General features: G+C 59.2%; 27 protein-coding genes. 8 read left to right on the forward strand and 19 right to left on the reverse strand.

What is annotated here, in order from left to right; genetic code table 11:
- Positions 1-539: 539 nt before the first annotated feature.
- From ACZ5IL_RS17895 to coxB, 8 genes are all read right to left on the reverse strand, one after another.
- Positions 540-1298 (reverse strand): SURF1 family protein, encoded by a 759-nt coding sequence (locus ACZ5IL_RS17895; protein ID WP_464593592.1) that lies wholly within the window; start codon positions 1296-1298, stop codon positions 540-542.
- Positions 1295-1633 (reverse strand): DUF983 domain-containing protein, encoded by a 339-nt coding sequence (locus ACZ5IL_RS17900; protein ID WP_464593594.1) that lies wholly within the window; start codon positions 1631-1633, stop codon positions 1295-1297. Before ACZ5IL_RS17900 ends, ACZ5IL_RS17895 begins: the two co-directional genes overlap by 4 nt.
- Before the next feature lie 79 nt (positions 1634-1712).
- Positions 1713-2567, reverse strand: coding sequence for a cytochrome c oxidase subunit 3 (locus ACZ5IL_RS17905; RefSeq protein WP_464593596.1), 855 nt, complete (start codon positions 2565-2567; stop codon positions 1713-1715).
- A 95-nt stretch (positions 2568-2662) separates the two neighbouring features.
- Positions 2663-3313, reverse strand: a complete 651-nt coding sequence (locus tag ACZ5IL_RS17910) for a cytochrome c oxidase assembly protein (RefSeq protein ID WP_464593598.1) — start codon at positions 3311-3313, stop codon at positions 2663-2665.
- Positions 3314-3319: 6 nt separating this feature from the next.
- Positions 3320-3490, reverse strand: coding sequence for a CoxF protein (locus tag ACZ5IL_RS17915; RefSeq protein ID WP_079448469.1), 171 nt, complete (start codon positions 3488-3490; stop codon positions 3320-3322).
- Positions 3491-3505: 15 nt separating this feature from the next.
- The gene (locus tag ACZ5IL_RS17920; protein ID WP_464593600.1) at positions 3506-4444 is read right to left on the reverse strand and encodes a heme o synthase; all 939 of its coding nucleotides are present in this window, start codon (positions 4442-4444) and stop codon (positions 3506-3508) included.
- A 54-nt stretch (positions 4445-4498) separates the two neighbouring features.
- Positions 4499-6124, reverse strand: a complete 1626-nt coding sequence (ctaD, locus tag ACZ5IL_RS17925; protein WP_464593602.1) for a cytochrome c oxidase subunit I — start codon at positions 6122-6124, stop codon at positions 4499-4501.
- Between the two features lie 114 nt (positions 6125-6238).
- Positions 6239-7093, reverse strand: a complete 855-nt coding sequence (gene coxB / locus ACZ5IL_RS17930) for a cytochrome c oxidase subunit II (RefSeq protein ID WP_464593604.1) — start codon at positions 7091-7093, stop codon at positions 6239-6241.
- Between the two features lie 586 nt (positions 7094-7679).
- On the opposite strand from coxB, the gene tsaA reads away from it, so the two are divergent.
- Complete coding sequence (gene tsaA / locus ACZ5IL_RS17935; RefSeq protein ID WP_464593606.1) at positions 7680-8132, forward strand: tRNA (N6-threonylcarbamoyladenosine(37)-N6)-methyltransferase TrmO; 453 nt, start codon at positions 7680-7682, stop codon at positions 8130-8132.
- Between the two features lie 77 nt (positions 8133-8209).
- On the opposite strand, the gene ACZ5IL_RS17940 is transcribed toward tsaA, so the two are convergent.
- A complete protein-coding gene (locus ACZ5IL_RS17940) occupies positions 8210-9478 on the reverse strand; it encodes a hypothetical protein (RefSeq protein ID WP_464593608.1) in 1269 nt (422 codons plus the stop codon).
- A 391-nt stretch (positions 9479-9869) separates the two neighbouring features.
- Here ACZ5IL_RS17940 and ACZ5IL_RS17945 point away from each other — a divergent pair, with 391 nt between their 5' ends.
- The 3 genes from ACZ5IL_RS17945 to ACZ5IL_RS17955 all read left to right on the forward strand — a co-directional run bounded on the left by ACZ5IL_RS17945 (position 9870) and on the right by ACZ5IL_RS17955 (position 12141).
- Positions 9870-10067, forward strand: a complete 198-nt coding sequence (locus tag ACZ5IL_RS17945; RefSeq protein WP_464593610.1) for a hypothetical protein — start codon at positions 9870-9872, stop codon at positions 10065-10067.
- A 436-nt stretch (positions 10068-10503) separates the two neighbouring features.
- Positions 10504-10776 carry a hypothetical protein gene (locus ACZ5IL_RS17950; RefSeq protein WP_079447859.1) on the forward strand — a complete coding sequence of 91 codons (273 nt, stop codon included), beginning with the start codon at positions 10504-10506 and terminating at the stop codon, positions 10774-10776.
- Between the two features lie 306 nt (positions 10777-11082).
- Positions 11083-12141: a CobW family GTP-binding protein gene (locus tag ACZ5IL_RS17955; RefSeq protein WP_464593612.1), complete on the forward strand. Its 1059-nt coding sequence runs from the start codon at positions 11083-11085 to the stop codon at positions 12139-12141.
- Positions 12142-13065: 924 nt separating this feature from the next.
- On the opposite strand, the gene ACZ5IL_RS17960 is transcribed toward ACZ5IL_RS17955, so the two are convergent.
- Entirely contained in the window at positions 13066-13227 is a 162-nt protein-coding gene (locus tag ACZ5IL_RS17960; RefSeq protein ID WP_244553541.1) for a hypothetical protein, read from the reverse strand.
- Positions 13228-14468: 1241 nt separating this feature from the next.
- Positions 14469-15212, reverse strand: coding sequence for a hypothetical protein (locus tag ACZ5IL_RS17965; RefSeq protein ID WP_464593614.1), 744 nt, complete (start codon positions 15210-15212; stop codon positions 14469-14471).
- A 684-nt stretch (positions 15213-15896) separates the two neighbouring features.
- On the opposite strand from ACZ5IL_RS17965, the gene ACZ5IL_RS17970 reads away from it, so the two are divergent.
- Entirely contained in the window at positions 15897-16304 is a 408-nt protein-coding gene (locus tag ACZ5IL_RS17970; RefSeq protein WP_464593616.1) for a DUF59 domain-containing protein, read from the forward strand.
- A 608-nt stretch (positions 16305-16912) separates the two neighbouring features.
- Here ACZ5IL_RS17970 and ACZ5IL_RS17975 read toward each other — a convergent pair.
- From ACZ5IL_RS17975 to argH, 4 genes are all read right to left on the reverse strand, one after another.
- Entirely contained in the window at positions 16913-17467 is a 555-nt protein-coding gene (locus ACZ5IL_RS17975) for a c-type cytochrome (RefSeq protein ID WP_464593618.1), read from the reverse strand.
- Between the two features lie 370 nt (positions 17468-17837).
- Complete coding sequence (gene lysA, locus ACZ5IL_RS17980) at positions 17838-19103, reverse strand: diaminopimelate decarboxylase (RefSeq protein WP_464593620.1); 1266 nt, start codon at positions 19101-19103, stop codon at positions 17838-17840.
- A gap of 158 nt (positions 19104-19261) precedes the next feature.
- Positions 19262-19567, reverse strand: coding sequence for an LPS translocon maturation chaperone LptM (gene lptM, locus ACZ5IL_RS17985; protein ID WP_464593622.1), 306 nt, complete (start codon positions 19565-19567; stop codon positions 19262-19264).
- A gap of 76 nt (positions 19568-19643) precedes the next feature.
- Positions 19644-21026 (reverse strand): argininosuccinate lyase, encoded by a 1383-nt coding sequence (argH, locus tag ACZ5IL_RS17990; RefSeq protein WP_464593624.1) that lies wholly within the window; start codon positions 21024-21026, stop codon positions 19644-19646.
- Positions 21027-21125: 99 nt separating this feature from the next.
- On the opposite strand from argH, the gene tlpA reads away from it, so the two are divergent.
- The 3 genes from tlpA (at position 21126) to ACZ5IL_RS18005 (ending at position 22691) form a co-directional block, all read left to right on the forward strand.
- Positions 21126-21809, forward strand: a complete 684-nt coding sequence (gene tlpA / locus ACZ5IL_RS17995) for a thiol:disulfide interchange protein TlpA (RefSeq protein ID WP_464593626.1) — start codon at positions 21126-21128, stop codon at positions 21807-21809.
- Positions 21810-21905: 96 nt separating this feature from the next.
- A complete protein-coding gene (locus tag ACZ5IL_RS18000) occupies positions 21906-22265 on the forward strand; it encodes a DUF1428 domain-containing protein (RefSeq protein WP_464593628.1) in 360 nt (119 codons plus the stop codon).
- A 27-nt stretch (positions 22266-22292) separates the two neighbouring features.
- On the forward strand, positions 22293-22691 hold the full coding sequence (locus ACZ5IL_RS18005; RefSeq protein ID WP_464593629.1) for a VOC family protein: 399 nt from the start codon (positions 22293-22295) through the stop codon (positions 22689-22691).
- Here the strand turns inward: ACZ5IL_RS18005 and ACZ5IL_RS18010 are convergent.
- The 4 genes from ACZ5IL_RS18010 to ACZ5IL_RS18025 form a co-directional block, all read right to left on the reverse strand.
- A complete protein-coding gene (locus ACZ5IL_RS18010; RefSeq protein ID WP_464593631.1) occupies positions 22688-22879 on the reverse strand; it encodes a putative motility protein in 192 nt (63 codons plus the stop codon). The two genes, ACZ5IL_RS18005 and ACZ5IL_RS18010, sit on opposite strands and share 4 nt — an antisense overlap.
- A 168-nt stretch (positions 22880-23047) precedes the next feature.
- Positions 23048-23920 carry a 3-hydroxybutyryl-CoA dehydrogenase gene (locus tag ACZ5IL_RS18015; RefSeq protein ID WP_464593633.1) on the reverse strand — a complete coding sequence of 291 codons (873 nt, stop codon included), beginning with the start codon at positions 23918-23920 and terminating at the stop codon, positions 23048-23050.
- A gap of 112 nt (positions 23921-24032) precedes the next feature.
- Positions 24033-24977 (reverse strand): electron transfer flavoprotein subunit alpha/FixB family protein, encoded by a 945-nt coding sequence (locus ACZ5IL_RS18020; RefSeq protein ID WP_464593635.1) that lies wholly within the window; start codon positions 24975-24977, stop codon positions 24033-24035.
- On the reverse strand, positions 24977-25726 hold the full coding sequence (locus ACZ5IL_RS18025) for an electron transfer flavoprotein subunit beta/FixA family protein (protein ID WP_464593637.1): 750 nt from the start codon (positions 25724-25726) through the stop codon (positions 24977-24979). The genes ACZ5IL_RS18020 and ACZ5IL_RS18025 overlap by 1 nt, the downstream gene beginning before the upstream one ends.
- Positions 25727-25780: the final 54 nt, after the last annotated feature.

Here is a 25780-nt window from a genome sequence, read left to right on the forward strand (position 1 = left end):
GATCGCCAGCGATACACAGACAGGGTCAAGGATCGAAGGGTATTGGCCAGCTTGCCAGCGCTCGAACCCTGGCCCTCGGTGTTGTCGAGTGTCGGCCAGTTAGGACAACATTCGGATCACAGCCGCTCCTTTTGCTGACCTGTAGCTCCGACATGCTTGAACAGCCCCTGTCGGGTAGCCCCGCTTGGAAGGGCTTGCGGGCCGCACGTTTTGAAACGCAGAGCCGGCGACGGAACGAAGCGACATCGTGTCTGCGAATGGGGAGACATCCGAGGTCGATACGCATTGAAACGCTTACTGTTGGAGCCCGAGACGCTTTATCGACCGCGCTCGCGGTTTGGGCGAGCCGACATCCCTCAACAATTCCACAAGAACTCGCAACTCTCCTACCAAAACAATCAGTTGCGTGGTCGCTCGGTCAAAAGCCGCCGAAGCGATCCGAATCGGTCCAGCACATCACCGAGATGTTTGCAGAGATCATCACGCCGACGACATATGAACGGCAAAGCATCCGTGGCGATTCGGAGAGAAATTGCGAGCTACGTCGAGCGGTGCTGGCTGCGCCACCAAAAGCCGAAAGTGAAAAGCACAGCTGCCGCGAGACCGAACCAGGTGATGGCGTATTGAAGGTGATCATCTTTCAAATGCACATCGAGCGGGCCAGGCTTGGGAACGCCGCTCGCAGGTGCCGGCGTCTCAAGGTCGATGTAAAACGGTGCGACGTTTCCCCAGCCAAGAGCCTGTGCCATCGCGCCTATGTCGCGCGAGAACCACAGCCGCTTGTCGCGACTGGCAGACGCAGTCAGGGCGCCAGCTTCTTCCGGGAAGCGGAGATAACCCGTCATCGCCACGGACTGTCCCGTCACCAACGGTTTCACCGCACGATCCTGCTGGTTGCGATCCTGCGTGGTGTTCTGCACGAAGCCCGTATTAACAACGAGTACGCTCCCGTCGGCCAGTCGCGCGGGCAGGAATGCCCACGTGCCAAGCCCAACATCCGGGCGCACAGCCGAGCCGGAGCTGTAAACCATTGCGTCGGGTCGCGCTTCGTAGGTCGCCGAAAAGCTCACTCGGCGAAATTCATCCCTGGCCGACGATAATCTCGCCCAGTCTGCCGGCGGGTACAAGGCGATGGGCGCGGTGGTCAATCGCTCGGTGAGCGCTGCTATCAGCGCGTGCTTTTCGGACCCGCGCCGCAACTGCCAGACGCCAAGACCGACGAGCACGGCGACCATGACCAGCGCAACGAGGCCGAGGCCGAGACCGGCGCTGCTACCGCGACGGCGGGGGGCATTCATGGACGATTACGAGAGACTACGCGTCCCTCAGCAGCCTTGTGATGGAACTGGAGGCTGATCAGGAGCGATTTCATTGCGCGCAAGGGCCACAGCGTCACAGCGAGGACTGTTGGGATCCAGAGGGCTGCGTGGATCCAGAGGGATGGCTGATACTTGACTTCGACGACGAGTGCGGCGGCGACGACGATGAAGGCGCAGTCCTGTTCGCAAGCCTCGCAGGAGGGCCGCAGGGTCAGGAATCCGGAGAAGAGTTTTCCCTTGCCGCAGCGCGGGCATTTGCAGGCGAGCCCGCCCAGGATGGTCTGGGACAATGTCGGCCGAGCGAGATGGGACATCAGCGTTTCTTCCGAAAGAGAAAAGGGCGGCCCCCGTCGGCCGCCCTTGATCTTGATGTATTGAGCGGGCTGGTCCCGGTCAGTGCGCGGCGTGCGCCATGGCCGCGGCGCCGTTGCCCCAGACATAGATACAGACGAACAGGAACAGCCACACCACGTCGACGAAATGCCAGTACCAAGCGGCGAATTCGAAGCCGAGGTGCTGGGAGGGCGTGAAGTGGCCCGCATTGGCGCGGAACAGGCAGACGATCAGGAAGATCGTGCCGACCAGCACGTGGAAGCCGTGGAAGCCGGTCGCCATGAAGAAGGTGGCGCCGTAGACGTTGCCGGCGAAGCTGAAGGCGGCGTGATGATACTCATAGGCCTGCACGCAGGTGAAGACGGCGCCGAGCGCAATGGTCAGGATCAACCCCCACTTCAACCCCTTGCGGTCGCCATTGAGCAGGGCATGGTGCGCCCAGGTCACGGTGGTGCCCGAGGTCAGAAGGATCAGGGTGTTGAGCAACGGCAGGTGCCAGGGATCGAAGGTCTGGATGCCCTTGGGCGGCCAGACACCGCCGAACAGCGCGTCGCGCGTCATATGCACGGGATCGCCCGGGAACAGCGCGGAGTTGAAGAAGGCCCAGAACCAGGCGACGAAGAACATCACCTCGGAGCAGATGAACAGGATCATGCCGTAGCGATGGCTGATCTGCACCACGCGGGTGTGATCGCCCTTGTGCTGGGCTTCGCGGATCACATCCGCCCACCAGCTCGCCATGGTGTAGAGCACGCCGATCAGGCCGGCGCCGAAAATGATCGGAGCCGCCGCGGTCAGATGATGCATCCACAGGATCGCGCCGACGGCCATGATGAAAGCCGCGGTCGCGCCTACGATCGGCCACGGACTCGGGTCGACCAGGTGGTAATCGTGCTTGACTTGCGCCGTAGCCATTGCGGTCTCTCTCCGTTAGCGGTGCCGGCGGTATTGGGCACCTATTGATCTCAAAACAAAACGCGTCGGTAACAAAACGCGTCGGCCCTCAAAGCTCAGATGCTTCCCCCTGGCCTGTCCGGCTCGTTGGCCGCCACCGGCTTGGGCGCGGCCTTCTTCACCGGAAAGAAGGTATAGGACAGGGTGATGGTATTGACGCCGTCGTTCTCGCTGTCGGCGGCGAAAGCCTGATCGACATAGAAGACAACGGCCATCTCCCGCTTCTCACCGGGCGCCAGGGTTTGCTCGGTGAAACAGAAGCAGTTGATCTTGGTGAAATAGGATCCGACTGTCAGCGGCGTGACGTTATAGGCCGCCTGCCCCATGGTGGTCGCCGCCACCTCGTTGGTGATGGTGTAATGGACGGTGGTGACCTCGCCGACCCGGACCTTTATCTCGGTCTGTTCCGGCTCGAACTTCCAGGGCAGCCCGCCGGAGACGTTGGAGTCGAAGCGTACGGCTACCGTGCGCTCCAGCGGCTTGGACCGGGGGGCCTCCCCCGCCACCTGCGTCGTTCCGTTGAAGCCGGTGACGCGGCAGAACCAGTCGTAGAACGGCACCGACGCATAGGCAGCGCCGACCATCAGGGCGACCACCAGGCCGCAGGCGGCGCCGACCTTCACGTCGCGACCAACGCGCGACGTCGCCTTCGGCCGGGCCGAGGCTGCGGTGGCGGGTTGCTGCGGGTGCTGCGGCGCGTCCGTCATCTCAAATCACATCGGACGGACGAGAACGCCCGGCCCCTTGATGAAGGTGACCGCGAAAAACAGCAGGACCATGAGCCCCAGCGCCCAGGCGATCGCGATCGACCGTTCGCGCCGGCGCTTCTTCTGGGCCTCGGTGAGAACGATCCCGTCTCCGTCCGGCTTGTTGTTGCTGTCCATCGGTCCATGCGCCCTCTACCAGATCAACGGCGCGATGGCCTTCGCAACCACATCGAGCAGCAGAACGGCAAACAGCGCGAACAGATAGAGGATCGAAAAGGCGAACAACCGCCGCGTGGCGCGCAGCGCTGTGCTGCCGGTGCGATGGCGATAGACATTGATCGCGAACACCAGCATGCCGGCGCCGAGGATCAGCGAAGTGACGCCATAAATCCAATCGAAGTAGCCAAGCGGCCAGGGCGCGGCGGCGACCGCCACCAGCACGATGGTATAGAGCAGGATCTGCAGCCGGGTCGCATCGGGACCGGCAACCACCGGCAACATCGGCACGCCGGCGCGGGTGTAGTCGTCGTTGCGGAACAGCGCCAGCGCCCAGAAATGCGGCGGCGTCCAGAAGAAGATGATCAGGAACAGAAGCAGCGGCTCCACCGACAGCGACCCCGTCGCAGCCGCCCACGCCACCACCGGCGGCAGCGCACCGGCGGCGCCGCCAATCACGATGTTCTGCGCGGTCCGCCGCTTCAGTCCCATCGTGTAGATCACAACATAAAAGAAGATCGTGAAGGCGAGCAGGCCACCGGCATACCAGTTGACCAGAGCGCCGAGCGTCATCACCGAGAAGAACGACAGCGTGAGGCCGAACCCCATCGCCTCGCCGCGGGTGATGCGGCCGCGCGGGATCGGCCGGTTGGCCGTGCGCGACATCAGCACGTCGATATCGCCTTCCAGCGCCATGTTCAGCGCGCCAGAGGCACCGGCTCCGACCGCGATGCAGAGGATCGAGATGAAGCCCAGGACCGGGTGAACATGGCCCGGCGCGATCATCAGCCCAACCAGCGCGGTGAAGATCACGAGCGACATCACCCGTGGCTTCAGCAGCGCGAAGTAATCGGCGACACTCGCCTCCGAGATCCGGGGCGGCAGTTCAACGGCTTTTTGATCAACAACCGACACGATACACCCGCTTGTTGGGTGCGCGGCGCGTCGAGCGCGCCGCGCACAGTCACATTACTGCACCTTCGGCAGGGTGGAGAACTGGTGGAACGGCGGCGGTGACGACAGCGTCCATTCCAGCGTGGTTGCACCTTCGCCCCACGGATTGTCCGCCGCCTGCTCCTTGCGAGCGAAGGCGTCGACCAAGCCGTAAAGGAAGACCACAGCGCCAAACCCAGCGATAAAGGCACCGTAGGACGAGATCTCGTTCCAGCCCGCGAACGCATCCGGATAGTCGACCGAGCGCCGCATCATGCCCTGCAGCCCAAGGAAGTGCTGCGGGAAGAACAGGACGTTGGCGCCGATGAACATCAGCCAGAAGTGCAGCTTGGCGATGGTCTCGTTGTACATGTAGCCGGAGATCTTCGGGAACCAGTAGTACCAGCCCGCGAAGATCGAGAACACCGCGGCAATGCCCATCACGTAGTGGAAGTGCGCGATGACGTAGTAGGTCTCCTGCATCACCCGGTCGACGCCCGCATTGGCCAGCACCACGCCGGTCACGCCGCCAACCGTGAACAGGAAGATGAAGCCGATCGCAAACAGCATCGGCGCCTTGAACTCGATCGAGCCGCCCCACATGGTGGCGATCCACGAGAACACCTTCACGCCGGTCGGCACCGCGATCACCATCGTGGCGGCGACGAAGTAAGCCTGCGCCGTCGACACCATGCCGACCGTGTACATGTGGTGCGCCCACACGACGAAGCCGATGCCGCCGATCGCGACCATCGCATAGGCCATGCCGAGATAGCCGAAGATCGGCTTCTTCGAGAACGTCGAGATCACATGGCTGATCATGCCGAAGCCCGGCAGAATCAGGATGTACACCTCGGGATGACCGAAGAACCAGAACAGGTGCTGGAACAGCACCGGATCGCCGCCGCCGTCGGCAGCGAAGAACGTGGTGCCAAAGTTACGATCGGTCAAAAGCATGGTGATCGCGCCCGCCAGAACCGGCAGCGACAACAAGAGCAGCCACACCGTCACCAGGATCGACCAGACGAACAGCGGCATCTTGTGCAAGGTCATGCCAGGTGCGCGCATGTTGAAGATCGTGGTGATGAAGTTGATCGCGCCCAAAATCGAGGAGGCGCCGGCCAAATGCACCGCGAGGATCACGAAATCCACCGACGGTCCGGGATGGCCGCTCGTCGACAGCGGCGCATACAACGTCCAGCCCGTGCCCGCGCCCGACGCGCCCGGCTCACCTTCCACGAACGTGGAGGTCAACAACAGCGCAAACGCCGCTGGCAGCAGCCAGAACGAGATGTTGTTCATGCGCGGAAACGCCATGTCGGGCGCTCCGATCATCAACGGCACGAACCAGTTGCCGAAGCCGCCGATCATCGCAGGCATCACCATGAAGAAGATCATGATCAGGCCGTGCGAGGTCACAAAGACGTTGTAGGTATGCGCAGGATCAAAAACCTGCACGCCGGGATACATCAGTTCCGCCCGGATGCCCATCGACATCAGGCCGCCGATGATCCCCGCGACGATGGCGAACACCAGGTACATAGTCCCGATGTCCTTGTGATTGGTCGAATACGCAAAGCGCCGCCACCCTGTCGGGTGGTGCGCATGGTCGCCATGATCGTCATGGCCGTGGTCGTGAGCATGTGCTGCGGTTGTTGCCATTGTCTAATCCTGTCTTTCGTCCCTTGAAGTCCTTCGAACGAACCTTGGCGATGTCCCTTGGGGCGAACGTCCCTTTAGCGGTTGTCGCCCCGTCGAAATCGCCCAACGCGACGCCTAGCGCATCACGTCGGCAGCTGACGCCACCGCGTTCGCCGGGTTCGAGGCAAACTTCTTCTTCGCGGTTTCAATCCAGGCCGCAAAATCCTGCTCGCTCACCACACGAACCGCAATCGGCATGAAGGCGTGATCCCGCCCGCACAGTTCCGAGCACTGGCCGTAGAACACGCCCGTCTTGGTGGCCTTGAACCAGGTCTCGTTGAGACGGCCCGGGATCGCGTCCACCTTGATGCCGAACGCCGGAACGCCAAACGAATGAATGACATCGGCCCCGGTCACCTGAACCCGGACAATCTTGTTCACAGGAACAACCAGCTCGTTGTCCACCGCAAGCATCCGCGGCTGCTTCTCATGCGCCATCAGCGAGTCAAACTCGAACTTGCCGTTGTCCGGATACGCGTAGCTCCAGTACCACTGCTTGCCGACCGCCTTCACCGTCAGATCGGCCTTCGGAAGGTCAAGCTGCTGAAACAAAAGCCGGAACGACGGAACCGCAATGCCAACCAGGATCAAAACCGGAATGATCGTCCACGCAACTTCGATCATCGTGTTGTGGGTCGTCTTCGACGGAACCGGATTGGCCCGCGCGTTGAAACGCAACATCGCCACAACCAGCAGACCCGTCACAAACAGCGTGATCAGCGTGATCACAATCAGAAGCCCGCTATGCATGCTCGCGACGCTCTCCATGACAGGCGTCACACCCGTCTGAAGTCCAAGCGCCCACGGATGCGGCACACCCAGCTCCTCCGCCGATACCGCACCACTCGCGGCAAGCGCCGCTCCGCCAAACGCTAATCCCAGAAACCGGCGGCCAAACCGGCGGCCAAACTGGCCCATCGACATCTTCATGCCGCTCGCGCTCCTTGTCATAAACCCGCACAAGCACCTGACGGCCTTTGATACGGGCCTAACAAGCGCGTTACGTACCGGCCGTTTTCTTAAAGGAGTATATTTTAAGATGCAAGCGCCGTTCATGCTGCTGTGCGGCAACAACGAAAACGTTCCAATCGCGAGAACTGATTGCATCTTTGCGCAGTATCAAACATCTCGTCGAGGTTTTTACGTCGATACGTCATCTCGATCGTACGATCAGCGACCGCAAATCTTCTTACTCTTTCTTGACCATGTGCTGAATTCTAGTCATCGACGCAAGCGGTGGCGGCGTTGCTGAAACATTTACCGAAGCGCAACGCGGCGCCTCGGCCCCTTGGAACTTGATCACAACTTGAACTTGATCAGAGCATGTCTCGTTCGCAAGCTTTGACAAACTGAGGATGCGGATGCCGAATGACATCTCCTGTCCTGACTTCTCTCGTATCTCTTGTCGTGACGCTCGATCTTGGAGCAATGTAAAATGCTCAGCAGACCACGGACCGCAAATGCCGTTCGCCGGACAACCGCTTTGGATCACTCAATTCTACACTGGTAGCCACCCATGACGATTTGTATGCGATCCATCGCTACCGTGCGCAGCCGGTTCACAAACGAGGTGCGAATATCTCGCCGCGACATCGTCGCGGAAATCGTCGTGCGTGAGGATCTTGCGGAGGCGCTGACTGGCATTGAGGAATGGTCGCATCTGATCATCCTCTTTTGGATGGATCAGCTCGCCGGCAAGCCTGTCCCATTAACCACGCACCCTCGGCATCGCACCGACCTGCCGGAAGTGGGTGTATTCTGCGCCCGCGGCCCGGAACGACCCAATCCGGTTGGACTGGCCGTTGTCGAGTTGCTGAAGCGCGACGAAAATATTCTGACCGTCAAGGCTCTGGACGCCTACGACGGCACTCCCGTGCTCGATATCAAACCCTATGATGCATTTGACGCCATCACCGAACTTCGAGCGCCGCAATGGTGGATGACAGCAACGGGCCGGTTAACGCCGTGAGCGACACCGACTTTTCATGAGAACATCGCTCGGCACTCACCCGACGAATGTACTCTATGGCTCTATGGCATGGGCGATCAACGCGACCGCGGGCCCGTCGGAGCCGACTGGCGCCATTGTCGCGACAAGCTAATGAGTCGTTCCCGGGAAATCGTCCCGCCGTGATAGACCGCGCGCGACACGGCGTTCGCGCCGAGCACGGCATCACCAAATTCGTGCCTTCGCAAGAAGGGATGATGCGGCAGATAGATTTGCACCATCGCTCTGTATTTTCCCATGTCAGACGCCGAGAGCCTGACACGGCCGGCGCCCTCGAGCGGCTTCGACTCGATATGTTGTGCAAGGAGCGCCAGTTGCTCCTCTACATCATAAACCGCGTTCGGCAACGAGGACTCGCATTGATCTCTCATCCGATCACGCAACTTGTCCTGTTCGCGGCACAGTATCTCGTACAGAACCGCCTCGACCACTCCCCATGCCTCGCGGCCACGGTTTGCTTTAAGGTTTCTGGCGACGGTTGTGAAATCGTCGATCACAGCTAGGATCGACCCTACCGCAGCAAGCAATGGCGCGTAGCCCGCGAATACCTTGCCTCTTCCATCGTGCCACAGTTCGCCCGCCGACAAGCCAAGCGCAGATTCGATCGCATCAAAGAAAGTCGATATGAAATCCTCCGCGAGGTCCGGATGCTCCAGATAGTGTGAGCCTGGCCTGGCGGCCGCCTTGGCATAAGCGTGGATAAGTTGCCGGGCCCCCTCTTTGTCGTAGAACTCGACGTTGGCCGTGACGTGCTTAACTCCAGGCGCGGTACGTTCAAATTGCTGTCGCGCCAGCTCGATCGACTCGAACCGTCCCAACAGGACCAGTTTGGGCCTTGATGTAACACGTCGGTCTCTCTGCAATAATTCGACACTTGATCCGAGAAACTGCTCGATCCCGGTCTCGTTCGACAGCAATCTCCCTTCGTCAAGAGCGTCGACAATGACGGGAATCCGCCCCTCGTGAAACGCCGCTATCGGTTCGCTCTTATCGGCGGCCTCCAGATCGGCCAACAGGGCATGGAGCGATCCGGCGGAAACGGGCACCTTTGCCAGATCGAGAATCGGGATCTCGAGCTGCGCTGACAATTGTCTTGCCAGCGTACTCTTGCCGGTCGCTGCAGACGCCTCGATCAAAATGATCTCCTTCTCCAGAACCGCCCGATCGCCCTCCTCCGTTTCGAATCTCGGTGGCACAAACGGGGTCGGCGGCTCCGCGATGAAGAGAGATCCGGTCTGGTCAAGCTTCGGAAAATGGACGGGCCGGTTCAATGCATCAACGAGTACGCTCAGCGCGGTATCCGGCATCAGATGACCTCTTGGGGTGAAGGTGGCACGTTTACAATCGCAAACCTTCGGGTTCAATGAATAATCCGCTGCCGAAGGCCAACCCTGCGCAACACGCTCGACCCGGCCGTGGAATGCGCCTCCTCCCAAGTCGAGGGCTTGACGCAATAGTCGGATGCAATTCGCTGAGGCATCACCAAAACGATCACTCGTAGCGAATAAGGCGGCCAAGCGTCCGTTGTTGCTCCGCAACATAGTCGTATATCCGTCGCTGCCTCATTCCGGAGTAATTGACGGTAATAGTGAAGCACGGGAACGAGCATAACCGGCGTAAAACGAACCCGACGGGATTGTACGCCGGCACGAATCCATGTCATACTAGGCTATGCTTAAAGGTTGGAAGATCAGCACCGTGAGGCCGGGCAGAGGCGCCAGCGGCGCGTTACGCCGGGAATACATCCTTGTCGCCATCGCCGACAAGGACGCGGCTGTTCGCGCGGTCAAGGAGACCCTCCCTGACGCGGAGATCAAGGTCGATTCAGAAGCCACTCCGGAGCTTCTTGCCGAATATCAGGTCATCGACGGCGAAATGGTTGTGCTCGCCGACTGAGCTGATCCGGGAAGGGCATGCTCGCATCCCCTCTTGTAAGCAGCGAATTGCAGAAGCCTGAGAATGCGGTGCGAGAATAGTTCCGCGATCATAAGGTTGTAGCTGACAGCCGATTTGGCGCTTTTGGATGGATCAGCCATAAGCGAGCCGAGGTTTATGTTCGGCGTTTACGATATTTGTCGTTTTGGTTGCGAGACGGGTCCAAATGAGGTTCCGTAAGGCGCCGGGATCTCCAAAATTCTTCACGGCAGCAGAGAAAAATAGTTTCCCACGTCGATCGACGGCGCGGCGGGAGCAACGGGCCCGGCCAGAGCCGGCGCTATTTCAAGACACATCCGGATCAGGTGTCGATCGCCCTCATGGACAAGCCGTACTCGCCTGTGATTAAGGCTGATGTCGGAGCCCCAGAAACACCTGTCTTAGGAGAAAATAGCCGATGCGATACCGCACCAACCAGGGACTGCTGATAGAGGCCGAAACGTCGGCCGGTGCAATCCGCCGCCTGCGAGAGTCGAGCTGGAACGAACAGAACCTCAGCGATGAGGCGTACATGGAAGCGGTTGCGGATCGCATGTTCCAGGAGGGTATCCACGTTTCAACGCTCAGCCCGGACATGTTCATTGCCGGGTTATTGAGGGGCGGACTACTCACGCGCGAACCGGATGATACGCAGCCGGATGCGGCGAACCAGGAGGCCGATCGCAAGTAGGGCAAAAAATCGGCTGGCTTCGGTGCCAGCCTGGCAGGCTCGCCAGGAAAATTGTTACGCTCTGACGGGTGTCCGTGGAGCGAGCACCCGAGAAGTCGGCCCCCTTCGTGCCTCTTCTGCTTGCTATTGCGCAGACCCACACCAAGCCTAGCTTCAGCGGAGCGCGAGATCCGGCAGCCCGCGCAAAATCAACGTCGGCGCTCAAAGCAAGCGATGGCCGCCAAACCAACGCGAGGGAACAATCCCTCGTGATGATTGATGCAAAGAGGCTGGGTGCCTATATAGGCGAACCAGCGGAGGAACAAAATGACTGACAAAATCCCGGTCACCGTGCTGACCGGCTATCTTGGCGCCGGTAAAACCACACTGCTCAACCGTATCCTTTCGGAAGAGCACGGAAGAAAATACGCCGTTATCGTCAACGAATTCGGGGAAATCGGCATCGATAACGACCTCGTCGTCGGCGCAGACGAGGAAGTGTTTGAGATGAACAACGGTTGCATCTGCTGCACCGTGCGCGGAGATCTCATGCGCATCCTGGCCGACCTGATGAAGCGGAATGGCAAATTCGACGCCATCATCGTCGAGACCACGGGCCTCGCCGATCCGGCGCCGGTGGCACAGACCTTTTTCGTCGATGAGAATGTCGGGAAGAAGACCAAGCTCGACGCGGTCGTGACCGTCACCGATGCCAAGTGGCTCAATGACCGGCTCAAGGACGCTCCGGAAGCCAAGAACCAGATTGCCTTCGCCGACGTGATCCTGATTAACAAGACAGATCTCGTTTCGCCCGACGAACTCAGCGAAATCGAAGCGCGCATCCGCGGCATCAATCCTTACGCGAAGTTGCACAGGACACAGCGAGCGCAGATCCCGCTCAACGAGATTCTAGAACGCAACGCCTTCGATCTCGACCGCATTCTTGATATCGAACCGACCTTCCTCGAAGGCAAGGACCATGATCACGATCACGATCATGACCATGACCATCATCATCATGGCCATGATCACGACCATCATCATGACCATGATCACGACCATCATGGCGGGCTCAAGCACTACCACGACGAGGAAATGCAATCGATTTCGCTCAAAACCGACAAGCCACTCGACGCAGACAAATTTTTTCCTTGGGTCGAGGATCTCGTGCAGAAGGAAGGCCCGAATATCCTGCGCAGCAAGGGCATTCTTTCCTTCAAGGATGAGGATCGGCGCTTCGTATTCCAGGGCGTGCATATGATTCTCGACGGCGACCATCAACGGCTCTGGAAGGAGGACGAAAAGCGTCAAAGCCGGATCGTTTTCATCGGCCGCAATTTGCCCGAACAGATGATCACCGAAGGGTTCGAGAGCTGCGTCGCTTAAGCGAGGCCCGGCCGCGTGCTGTCACGATGAGAGGGTGCGGCACGGGCCGCACGTTGCGATGATTCTGGATCGATCGCCCCAAGAAACGCGATCGATCCCATTACTCTAGACCGGGATGCGGACGGTTAAACAGTAAAACACGTCCCCTCATCCCGGCCCAGTTGCGGGCGTACGATTGTTGACGTCCTGTCTAACCGTGCCGACGATGCCTGGCGCTTGGACGACTTGCCGTTTTCTCAACGCGGATGCCGCAAAGCGGCCGGAGTCGGAATACGCACCGGACGCAGTGGATCGATACCGGGAAGAGCGGCCGCAATTGACATCGAGCGAAGTCCTTCCAAGCCGAGAACCTGGCACCTCGCGAACAAGTTTGATGGCGCCAGCAAGGATTGAAAATTCCGAGGAGCCAATCACTGCGAGTCCTCACTTGTTTTTCGTCCGCTGGTAAAGATGCCCTGCGCGAAAGGCTGCCCGAGCGCCAGTGAAACGGGCTTGTAGGACGATGCTCAAGTAGAGGATTCAACACTGTTGAATCAGGCTCTCCTGCGTGCGTTGCAGATCGCGACAACGGTCGACAGGGCTTGTGAGGATGTTGGTCCCGGACGAGGGCAGCCCTGGCTTCAGCAAATCGCAAAAGCCGAAACGGGCAATGAGCCAAGTATCCGCAAGGCCGCGCTTGTTACGAAGTCGATCGCGGATTGCGTACGATTACACGCGATGCAGCCGCGCGCGCCATGCAGCGCAAGCGTCGAGGCTCAATCAGGGTGCTGAACTACGCGAACCCTACTGATGTCTATTCGCCCTTCGAAAACACTGAAGCCGAGCTTCAGCGCCGATGACCGGGCGAATAAACAATCTTCTGAGAGCTTGCGATTAGAGCAGCGCCAGAGAACGAGGGCGGTTGCAGCCCACCAGCTATGGCGCTTATGGTTCCTCGGAGGGCCTGGAAAAAATGATAAGCAAAAATCCGACCACAGCCATCGCCGCGCCGTAATAGACCCATTCGGTATGCCTGACTATGATGCCATCGGCAGGATAGCCGTAAAAGCGGAAGCCCTGCCCCATAAAGCCCAGTCCGGCGATCAAGGTGATAACTCCGACGATTCTGAATAGAGCGTGCATTCTAAGGCGTTATCCCGGATTATTGAATGAGACCAAAAGCGAGTATGCCATACTATGCGGCCTCGGCCTTCGCTTCAACTCCATTTACGATCGGGACTTCTTCCTCCCCAACACGGTAAGCCCGCATTGAGGAGAGGTCATCTTGGTGAGCTATTCAATCAGTGAGAAATTGGCGTTCATGTGCGCTCTGGATGAAGCCTGAAGAGGTTGTCTCGGTTTGAGCGAGACCACTGATGGTGGCTTTGAGTACTGTAGGGTCAGTGCCCAGTTGTAGATGTGTGTCCACATTGGCAGATTCTGAGGTCGACGATCGAGGTTGGTATCCCCGAGCGTAGGCCCATGCCCTGAGAGCGGCCTGGATGAATCGCTTGGTTCTGGCGCGTACTTATTGTTGCTCGAGCTTATCCCGGCGCAGGCGGAGCTGATTGTTGGCGACGTGCAGCAAGGCCCGTCCCATAGGGCTCTTTGTGACTGATAACGCTCAATTGCGTCGTCAGGACGATGTCACCAAAGGCGCGGCGCGAGGATCGTGAACTTGACATTGAAGGAGCTTAGCGAGCACCGTATTGCCTGTGCTAGGCGCTGTGCTATGGCCCGCTTTCGTCAAAGCTGCATCATCGCGCCCCAATCATCGCACCTCGGACTTCTGACTGGTCGTGTTGTCGCTTCGCGCTTTTGACCCGATGCGTTATCGCAACAGATATCGGTGCGAGCATGTTGTTCTGGTTGCTGCCTGACAAAGGTCAGAACCGTGTGCGATTGGGAAGAGAACTAGAACGCGATCAAAGCCGCTCGACTCCCGCGTTCATATCCGAGAGATTTTGAGCCGACGTTTCCTACGTTGGCGCTCACATGAACTTATCGGTCGGGATGAACTCGCGCCGCTACGCGTTGCATCGTGTGTTCGGCTTTCGCGTACCCATCGCCGCGTGGTTGGCACCGCCCCATTCATAAGTCTGACCGTCTTGATGACGAGTTCGGTCAGCGAAGACTTGCGGTCACCATCAACCACGAGGGCAGAGCGTGATACGCATCGCCCTATCGACGGGGTCCCATCACCTATCTTCTGTTATTGCTCGTTCGGTCGCATGCGCAACCATCTGGCGCCACGCTTTCACCAAAAAAATTAGCGCCCGCTTCTCCGCGGGCGCTAATTGATTTCACTAAAGCGCTCAGCCCTGTCAACTAAACAGCAGTCGAGGCAACTAGACAGACGAACCAGCCCTGATCTTCTTCTCTGGAGAAGCAGCCGTCGATGTCACTGTGGGCACGCCGTTCTCGAAGCTTACCTCAGCACCCATGCCTGCCGCCATTTCACCTTCAAGAATCGAAGGCTGCTTCGGCGCGGTGAGACGCTGGAACGACTCTGTCAAAGCGCTCGACAGGTCAATGGCCCTGCCACGGACTGAATCCCACAACATTACCATGCCCTGGTTAGGCACGAACATTCCTTGCCTGGCAGAGCGGTTCAAGGCCAGACGCGCATCGCGCGCACGCCGACGTCCGGTATGCTCGTGTTCGTGTTCGTGTTCGTCCTGAGCATTGACCGGCAGCTGCAATACCGTAGCGGTCTGCCCCGCCACAAGCTGAGCAACCTTCAAAACCTGTCCATTCGGAAATTCCAGTGCGTCGTGCTGGACGTACGGATTATCCGTATCGACTTTACGGAAGCTCGCGACCTTGTGATCAACACGAGCTTTGCCCGCAAACTTTATCCCAAGAAAGCTCCGGTGTTGCTCAAACTGAACATTCTCATCAAATGCGAGTTCCGTTCCAGGTAGCAAGCAGACCGCCAGCTCAGGCGGGCTGTCATGAATTACAAGCTTGGGACCGAGCTCGCCCACGGCGGCAAAGCCGCGCACGTTCGATTTTGCGAGCTCCATAGTGACCAGCTTATCGGCGACCTTGGCAGGCCGCGAAGAGACGTGATGCAGACTGTAGTCGCACATGAAGGGCTCCTCTGGTTGGGACTACGCATTACCGCACATCAATACAATACCAACGATGTGAACTCGTTCCGCCAAACTTCCTACCTTGACGGCTGCGCATTAAGTCCAGCTAATCCAACCATGCTAAATTGGTACAGTCCAAAACTTACCATGGTAGCGACGTTCGCGTCAACTCAATTTCCCCAGCCCACTTCGTCCATCCGAAGCACAATTCTGCTTTAAAATCAGCGGGTGGGGCCCACGCGCTCGACCAAATCCCTACTGTAGCCCACAGGCAAAAGCCGGGACATGGTTAGAATTGCTCCAGAATTTCGTTCCACTAAATTCTTCTCGGCGATCGCGCCGGGGGAACTCGATCCCGTAAGAGTCGAGATGCGGCGTGTTCCGTGGCCGAACACATTCTTGCGATCACTCACGCCCCCGTGCAATCTCGTCTTAAAGGCTGGTCGCGGCTTGGCGGCACAATGTCGAGATGCCGCAAGGCTAATGCTGCTTGCTGCTTGGATAAGGCGGGCAACTACGCTATGTAAGTTAAATACGCTGGCCTAGGAACTCCCAGTCGGCGAGCCGCTTCAAGAGACGTGCGGCGGAAGACATATCCGAATTCGAACCTAGCGAGCCGAACTGGGTGGACCTGGGTCAAAGCTTGGCGCGAGCTTTCGCCACAGCGCAGGAGTTTTTGACATGATGAACGAGGCGAATGTGGCTGGAACCGAAAGCGCCTGCCTGGTCGAGGCTCGCGCGGGTGACGCGACGGATCACTCCTCAAACACTCCGCCTGACGAAATGGCACGGATGGGCGAAGAAATCATCGCCGCGCTCAAGACGGTCTACGATCCGGAAATTCCGGCTGATCTCTACGAGCTTGGTCTGATCTATAAAATCGCAATAGACGACGATCACGTGGTCAGTATCGAGATGACACTGACCTCCCCAAATTGTCCGTCCGCGGCGGAAATACCTGGCCAGATAAAGAACGCGGTGAAAGGGGTTTCGGGCGTGCGCGATGCCATGGTCAACATCGTCTGGGAACCGACGTGGGACGCCAGCCGCATGTCAGACGAGGCGCGCACCGTCCTCAACATGTGGTGATGGCCCGCGCGGACTCGGAATTGATTCGTAAACACATCGCCGGCACCGATCGAGCGATCGATATTCGCCAGCGGTTCATTTCTCCCTCAGCATGCAGTGTGATGGCTCGGCCTCGCTAACCTGCAGAGCAGCCCGGAACCTTTAGAAAAGGGACCTTATCAGCGGCCCGGCAGCGGCCGGATCGACGCAAAAAACAGATCTTTAAGACCGAAAAGGGAAGCTTGCATTGCAGCCAGCCCCTGCAATCGCAGCTAGTGGCCCATCGCTTGGCCGTCTCAGTGATTTACGGACTAGACCATAGCGATAGAGAGCGAGTGGCAGCCGTTAGCGTCAATTCGTAACGGCGTATCCGCTTCCGCTAGCCGCCTACCCTCGCACTAGACTCGCTGCGAGAGGTTCTCGAGGAAATCAAAGCTGCGGCAATGATCTGCCCCAGCCTTCTCTTGGCCTCGACTTTCTCTTTGGCAAAGTGCAACGCCCGCCAGCAGGAGCCGGCGGGCGTTGCGTTTGACTCACTCTGGCGGTGACCCCGAGCAGAATGCTCGCGAGCGCCATCGAGTTCGGGTCATGCAAGCCTTTTAAATCCCGAGGCTTGCATGCAAGACGGCCTACTTCGGTAGCGCCGCCGGACTCTTGGAAAGGGTATTGAGATAGGCAACCAAGTCAGCGCGCTTGGTCTCACTCTTCAACCCAGGGAAGCCCATGGACGTGCCCTTGGCGTAAGCCTTCGGGTCATCCAGCCACTTGTTGAGTTCGGCAAAGGTCCACTTGCCGCCAGCCTTGCCCTTCAAGGCAGCTGAGTAGTTGAAACCTTCCTCCGAAGCGATCGGCCGATTGACAACGCCATAAAGGCCCGGCCCAACCTTCTTGCCCTGGCCTTCCTCGATGGTGTGGCAACTCTGGCACTGCTTGACGAGCCCGGCACCGCGCTCGGCAGAGGCACTGGCTAGCACCTTGTTGAACGACTCCGCGTCACCGGCGCTCGACGCGGCTGCGGTTTCCTTGGCCTCGGCCTTATGGCTGGCTTCAGCGTGCGACGACTCTGGCGCGCTGAACGATTCGTCGAGGATGCGTACCGTTTGCACAAACAACAATGTTCCCAGCAGCGCGCCGAGAATCGCGTTGGACCGGTTCGAATGCACTGTATCACTACCAGAGCTCATTACTAAAATACTCCCAGCGGTATGAAGGAGCCAAAGAAACCCGGGAGGTCCCGGACGAACTGAAAAGATCGATGGCTGCGGCACCCCCGGCTCATCAATCTCGAACAGCCCCACTCTAGCCCGTTTCGCGTGCCTAAAGGGAGCGGCGGGCACACCCATACCAAATAGATGTATATCGTGCAACGGATTCGGCCCGGCGTTGAAGGCCGCCGGATCTTGCCCTGCGAATGCCGCTTTTGACTCGCGCTCTTGGGCCTTTACTCTTGTATTATCCTCAGCTTGCCCACATTCGCATGCAGTCGAGATGCGCCCTCATGTTGCAGCGCAACTGCAAGATCGATGGTGATGGATTTGAGCGAGGCGGCGGCGATCACAGCCAGGGTGCAAGTTTGTCCATTGCAATGAGTTGCTCGACTTCGATGCGCGGGCGGACCACCGCATACTGGTCTTCTTTGACCAACACCTCGGGGATCAGCGCGCGGGTGTTATAGGTTCCTGACTGCACTGCTCCGTAAGCACCGGCGGTCATGATCGCGAGAAGGTCGGCGGCTTGCGGCTCCGGCAGATTGCGCTCGATCGCCAGATAATCTCCTGTCTCGCAAACCGGACCGACCACATCGGCAACCATCACCGTGGCATCCTTGGATGCTGCGCGCACCGGCATGATCTGATGATAGGCCTCGTATAGCGTCGGGCGAATGAGGTCGTTCATGGCCGCATCGATGATGACGAAATTCCGGGCATTGCCATGCTTCACGTAGATTACGCGCGTCACCAGTATGCCGGCATTGCCGACGATCATGCGGCCCGGCTCGAACATCAGCGTGCAGTCAAGATTATGGGTCACGCGCTTGACCATGTCGGCATAGGCAAGCGGTTCTGGCGGCGCCGATCGGTCCTCGTAATAGGGAATGCCGAGGCCGCCGCCAAAATCGACATGCGAGATGACGTGACCGTCGGCGCGTAGCGTGGAGACAAAATCCGCCAGCAGACGGAAGGCTGTTTCCATCGGACCGAGATCAGTAATCTGGCTGCCGATATGCATGTCGACGCCGGTGACCTTTATTCCGGGCAGCTTCGCCGCTCTGGCATAGACTGCACGCGCCTGGGTGATCGGAATGCCGAACTTGTTCTCCAGTCTGCCCGTTGAAATCTTGGCATGAGTGCCTGAATCGATGTCAGGATTGACACGGACTGATACGCGCGCGGTGCGACCCGTTTCAATCGCAAGCCGGGACAGCAGGTCGAGTTCTGGTTCCGATTCAACATTGATGCAAAGAACGTCCGCGGCCAAAGCCGCGCGTAGTTCGGATTCGGTCTTGCCGACGCCCGAGAAGAGAATCTTGCTCGCCGGAATGTCCGCAGCGAGCGCGCGCTTAAGTTCACCGCCGGAGACGACGTCGGCTCCCGCTCCGAGCTTTGCCATGGTTCGCAGCACCGACTGATTGGAATTCGCCTTCACGGCGTAGCAGACCAAATGGTCGGTCCCTGCGAAAGCCTCGGCAAATACGCGGTAGTGCCGTTCCAGCGTAGCCGTCGAATAACAATAGAACGGCGTGCCGACGCCCTCGGCGAGCATTGAAAGATCGACGCCCTCGGCGTGGAGCACGCCGTCGCGATAATCGAAGTGGTGCATAAAACTAGTTTCCCGAGTCCGACGTTCGCTTCACCAATGTCGCACCTTCCCTAGGGAACTTCGGATTCAGAAGGACACCGGTTGCGCTTCTGTTGTGATCTCGGCTCATAGGAGTGCAGAGATCATGAGGCAAACGTCTGAACCGCCACGGCCGCATCTCAACGGCTGTCGAGCAGCGGGTCGAGGATGAAGGATTTCTTGGTGCCCTTGGACGCAGCCGGATCACTGTTCATCCCGTAAGACGGATCGAACAAGTTGCCCTTGGCCGCAGCATCGCGGGTATGGTCCTCGGCCGCCGCTGCAGCACGCGACTGCTCTGACGCGGTTGGCGGCAGATCGAGGCCACCCTTGCGCCCGCAACCGGCCAGCACGAGCGTAGCGGCTGCCAGAAAAACCAGTGCCCATCTCGCGGAGACGGAGCTTGAAGTGCTGTTCACGGCGATTTCCCCAATCGGCGGCACCATACAAAGAATGCCCTGCCCTGGCGAGCCCCGGAGGTCCAGAAAAATTCGAGTCGACTTTGGATCAGCCCAATTTTCGCTATTTTTCCAGCCGCTTGAGCCAGGCCTCGGCTTGCGCGTGAACATTTTTCGGCGCGGTCCCACCGTAGCTCGTCCGGCTTTTCACCGATGCCTCCACGGATAGCACCATAAGGGCGTCGCGGGTGATGCGCGGCTCCACCTCCTGCATCGCAGACAGCGGCAGCTCATGCAGGGCGACGCCCTGCTTCGATGCAGCGGCAACGATACGCCCGGTGACGTGATGCGCATCACGGAACGGCATCTTCAGCGTCCGGACCAGCCAGTCTGCGAGATCAGTCGCGGTCGCATAGCCGTCGCCGGCCGCGGCCTTCATCCGCGTCTCGTCAGGCACGAGGTCGGCGACCATGCCGGTCATGGCGCGGATCGCCAGCGAGAGCGCGCTGAACGCCTCCATCGCACCCTGCTTGTCTTCCTGCATGTCCTTTTGATAGGCCAGCGGCAATCCCTTCATCACGACCAGCAGCCCCGTGAGCGCTCCGACGACGCGACCGGTTTTGGCGCGCACCAATTCGGCAGCGTCCGGATTGCGCTTCTGCGGCATGATCGACGAACCCGTGGTGAACTTGTCGGAAAGTCGCACAAGGCCCACCAGCGGCGAGGTCCAGATCACCATCTCCTCCGCGAAACGCGACAAGTGCGTCGATGCGATCGCCGCGGCCGATAGTGTCTCCAGAACGAAATCGCGGTCGGAAACCGCATCAAGCGAATTCGCCATCGGGCGATCGAACCCGAGTCCCTTCGCGGTGGCATGGCGATCGATCGGAAAGGATGTACCCGCCAGCGCGGCCGCTCCAAGCGGGCTCTCGTTCAAACGCTTGCGCGCATCGGCGAAGCGCCCGCGATCACGGGCTGCCATTTCGACATAGGCCAACAGATGATGACCGAAGGTCACCGGCTGAGCGGTTTGCAAGTGCGTAAAACCCGGCATCACCGTCCCTGCAAACTCCAGCGCGCGCGTCGCCAGAACCTGCTGAAAGGCATCGAGCGCAGCGTCGGTCTCGTCGATGACGTCGCGAACATAGAGACGGAAATCGGTCGCGACCTGATCGTTACGAGAGCGCGCGGTATGCAATCGTCCCGCCGCGGCACCGATCAGTTCCCCGAGTCTGCTCTCCACATTCATGTGAATGTCTTCGAGCGCTCGCTTGAAGTCGAAGGAATCGTTGCGGATCTCTGACAAAATCGTGTCTAGACCCTTGCCTATTTTTTTTGCATCATCCGCCGCGATGATGCCTTGAGCGGCAAGCATCTCAGCATGGACCTTTGACGCGGCGATGTCCTGAGCGTAGAGGTGGCGATCCACGTCGATTGAGACATTGATCTCCTCCATGATCGCATCGGGTCCTTCGCCGAACCGGCCGCCCCACATCTTGTTGCTCATGCCGCGCGCTCATTTTCATCATGCTTGCCGGACGATCAATCCCGTCCGGTTGGTGTAGTCGTCTGAAGCCGACGCCTGCATACCCGTATCTTATACAGGATGACAAACGATATGACCGATACCCCCACGCCGCCTCATCGCGCCGAAAGCAGGCTTCCCATAGGCCCGTTGGTCGCAGTCGCTATCGTCGTAGGGGTTACGGCCACGCTTTTAGGTATCGGGCACCTCAGGAACGCGAAGTCCGCCGCTCACGCCTTCGTACCCTGCGGTACGGCGGTGGAACTGTCCAAAAGGCTCGCCCCGCAGGCCACAGGCGAAGTGGCTTCCCTGACCATGGCATCGAAACCACGTCAGATGCCGGACCTGGCCTTTACGGATGGCGACGGCCAACCCAGGAAGCTTTCGGACTGGCAAGGGAAGATCGTTCTCCTGAACCTATGGGCAACCTGGTGTGTGCCCTGCAGGACGGAAATGCCGGCCCTAGACCGACTTCAGGGCAAGCTTGGCAGCGATAAATTCGCCGTGGTCGCCATCAATATCGACACCCGCGACTCCGACAAACCGAAGGCTTTTTTGAAAGACGCCAACCTGACTCATCTGGGCAATTTTCATGACGACAAAGCGTCCGTTTTTCAGGCGCTCAAAAGCGTTGGCATGGCGGTCGGCATGCCTACCTCGGTGCTGATCGACGGCCACGGTTGCGAAATCGGCAACATGGCCGGACCGGCTGAATGGGACAGCCCCGACGCGATCAAACTGATTGAGGCATCGTTGGCGCAATAAGCCCGGTTCACCACTGACCGGCAAGCACAACAACGAACGGACGGGTCCAGATGCCCGCAGCTGCGGCTCCCCTGAGCGCAACGGAAAGGAATTCCCATGCAGTATGTTGACGGATTCATCGTTCCGGTGCCGAAGAAGCGTCTCAATGCCTACCGCACCATGGCACGTAAGGCCGCCAAGGTCTGGCGCGAACACGGCGCGCTGGATTATCGCGAATGCGTGGCGGAGGACGTCAAGGTCGGCAAATGGACGTCGTTTCCGCGCAGCGTGAAGCTGAAGGCGGGCGAAACTGTGGTGTTTGCCTGGATTACCTACAAGTCGCGCAAGCATCGCGACAGGGTCAACACCAAGGTGATGAAGGATCCGCGCCTCGCCGACATGATGGATCCGAAGGCGATGCCGTTCGATGCCAAGCGTATGATCTATGGCGGCTTCGAGGTATTCGTCAGCGCGTGATCGACGCAGATGCAAAGGAAGAATCCAATGACAGGACATGGTCACTTTCACTGGACTGAATTCGTCACCCGCGACCCGGAAAGATTCAAGACATTCTACGCCCGAACGGTCGGATGGACCTATGAGGCACAGACCCAACCGGATGGCGAATGCTACTGGGTGGCGCTAGCGAATGGCGAGCCGGTCGGCGGAATCTTCCCTACCAACCGTCCCGGCCTGGAGGGCGTTCCCGATGGCTGGATGCCGTATCTCGCCGTCGACGACATCGATGCGCGCGTCGCGAAGGCGGTGGCCGCCGGCGCACAATTGATGAAGCCGATTTTCGATATTCCAAATGTTGGCCGGCTGGCGATCCTGATGCAGCCGGGCGGCGTCGGTGTCGGCTGGATCACACCGACACAGAACCAAAGCCCGAAATCGACCTAAACTGAAACGTCGAGATGACCGCCGATGCCCGGCGCGTTGTTCGTTGCCGGGCTGGTCTGCGATGGGACGAGCAACTGAAGCACCTGCGCCTGGGCGTCGAGGCTCATCTTCATGACCCGGTTCGCGATCTGCGATTGCGTATTGGCCGCCATCATGCCGGCCGCTGCCGCAACTAAACCTACATACATGTGGACAGCTCCACGGCCCGTTCTAGAGGCGTTTTCGAGCGAAATGGATACCGGTTCGCGTGAAGAAAACGCATCAAATCAAAACATAGAGTCTTTCACCGTTTCCGTGAAAGGGTGCAAGACTCTAGCGAACTACGGTTAACAAATCCTAGCGGAACGGCGGAGCGATCAGCGCGTGGGAACCGGCTTTTCACCGCGATAGTCGTAGAAGCCGCGCTGGCTCTTGCGCCCGAGCCATCCAGCCTCAACGTACTTCACCAGCAACGGACAGGGCCGATACTTGGAGTCGGCGAGTCCTTCGTGCAGCACCTGCATGATAGACAGGCAGGTGTCGAGCCCAATGAAGTCGGCGAGTTCAAGTGGACCCATTGGGTGATGCGCGCCGAGCCGCATGGCGGCATCGATCGCCTCGACGTTGCCCACGCCTTCATACAGGGTGTAGATGGCCTCGTTGATCATCGGCAGCAGAATGCGGTTGACAATGAAAGCCGGAAAGTCCTCCGACACGGCAATCTGCTTGCCGAGCTTAATGACGAATTCCTTGGCCGTATCGAATGTCGCATCGCCGGTCGCGATGCCCCGAATGAGTTCGACCAACTCCATCAGCGGCACGGGATTCATGAAATGAATGCCGATGAACTTTTCCGGCCGGTCTGTCGACGCGGCCAGCCGCGTAATCGAGATCGATGAGGTGTTGGAAGCGACGATGGCCTCCGGCTTGAGCACCGTGCACAGATTAAGAAAAATCTTCCGCTTCACTTCCTCCTTCTCGACGGCGGTTTCGATCACCAGATCGCAATCCGCCAACCCGTCGAAAGTTTGGGTTTGCGAAATCCGCGAAACCGCTTTTTCGCGATCGTCGTCGGTAATGATCTTCTTCAAGACCTGGCGGGACAGGTTCGCGTTGATCGTCGCCATGGCCGAGTTGAGCTGATCGGCGGAAACATCGTTGAGCACGACGTCGAACCCCGAAAGAGCGGTCACATGCGCAATGCCGTTGCCCATCTGGCCCGAACCGATCACGCCGACTTTTCTAATCATTGCCGCATCTCGTCATCTCACCGGTCCTGAACCGCGCAGACCGCGGCGCACTCCATTCTTGCACAAACCCCGGCTGAAGTCCGTTGCTCCGGGAGCACTCCTTGGATCATCGTTAGCGGTCTAGCTTTCCCAGTTCTTCCGTAAGTTCAGGAACCGCCTGATACAAGTCAGCCACCAGGCCGTAATCCGCAACCTGGAAAATAGGCGCATCCGCGTCCTGGTTGATCGCCACGATGACCTTGGAGTCCTTCATACCGGCGAGATGCTGGATCGCACCGGAAATGCCGACGGCGATATAAAGGTCCGGCGCCACTACCTTGCCCGTCTGCCCGACCTGCCAGTCATTTGGCGCGAAGCCCGCGTCCACGGCGGCTCGCGACGCACCAACGCCGGCGCCGAGCTTGTCCGCCAGCGGCTCGATATACTTGGTGAAGTTGGCGCTGCTTCGCATGCCGCGGCCTCCGGAGACAATGATCCTCGCCGAGGCCAATTCCGGGCGATTATTCCTGGCAACCCGCTCGCTGACGAAACTCGACAGCCCCGGATCAGCCACCGCGACGATGGTCTCCACGGAGGCGCTACCGCCCTCACCGGCCGCGGCAAAGGTCGATGTGCGCACCGTGATGACCTTCTTGGCATCCCTGGACCTGACCGTCTGAATCGCATTGCCAGCGTAGATTGGCCGCTCAAAGGTATCGGGCGCGACTACCGTGATGATTTCCGAGATCTGCATCACGTCGAGCAACGCCGCAACGCGCGGCATCACATTCTTGAAGCGAGAGGTTGCCGGCGCAATCAATGCATCATAACCAGACGCCAAGGAGCGGATCAGCGCGGCGAGCGGCTCGGCGAGATCGTGGCCATAGGCCGGGTTATCCGCAAGCAGCACTTTCGCGACGCCCTTCAGTCTCGCCGCGCTCTCGGCGGCGCCCTTGGCGTTCTCACCCGCGACAAGCACCTCGACCGGCGAGCCGAGCTGAATGGCAGCGGTCAGTGCCTTGCTCGTGACATCCTTCAGCGACGCGTGGTCATGTTCGGCGATCAGCAACGTGGTCATCAGATTACCCCGGCTTCGTTCCTGAGCTTGGACACCAGCTCGGCGACATCCTTGACCTTGACGCCCGCCTTGCGGCCCGGAGGTTCGGTGGTCTTGAGGATTTCAAGGCGCGGCGCGAGATCGACGCCGTATTGGTTGGCAGCCCTCATAACGATCGGCTTCTTCTTGGCCTTCATAATGTTCGGAAGACTGGCATACCGCGGCTCGTTGAGCCGCAGATCAGTCGTCACGATCGCCGGCCTTTTCAGCCTGACCGTCTGCAGCCCGCCATCCACTTCACGTGTCACATTGAAATAGGTCCCATCGACCTCGAGCTTTGACGCAAAGGTTGCCTGCGCCCATCCAAGTAGCCCTGCCAGCATCTGGCCGGTCTGATTTGAATCGTCGTCAATGGCCTGCTTGCCCAGAATAATCAGCCCAGGGCCTTCCTCTTCGACAACCGCCCTGAGGATCTTGGCAACCGCCAGCGGCTCGACAGGTTCATCGGACGTGACAAGGATGCCTCGGTCGGCGCCCATGGCGAGACCGGTGCGGATCGTGTCCGCGGCCTGAGACGGGCCAATCGACACCAATACGACTTCGGTGGCCTTGCCGGCTTCCTGAAGGCGCAAAGCTTCCTCCACCGCGATTTCGTCGAAAGGATTTATCGACATCTTGACGTTCGCAAGCTCGACGCCAGATCCGTCGCCCTTGAGGCGAATCTTCACATTGAAATCGACGACCCGCTTGACCGGCACCAGAATCTTCATCGACCTCTCTCGAACCGAGCGTTGGTTGGATCAACCGCGAGTGTGAGCTTCGGC

This window comes from Nitrobacter sp. CN101, from assembly GCF_055390255.1.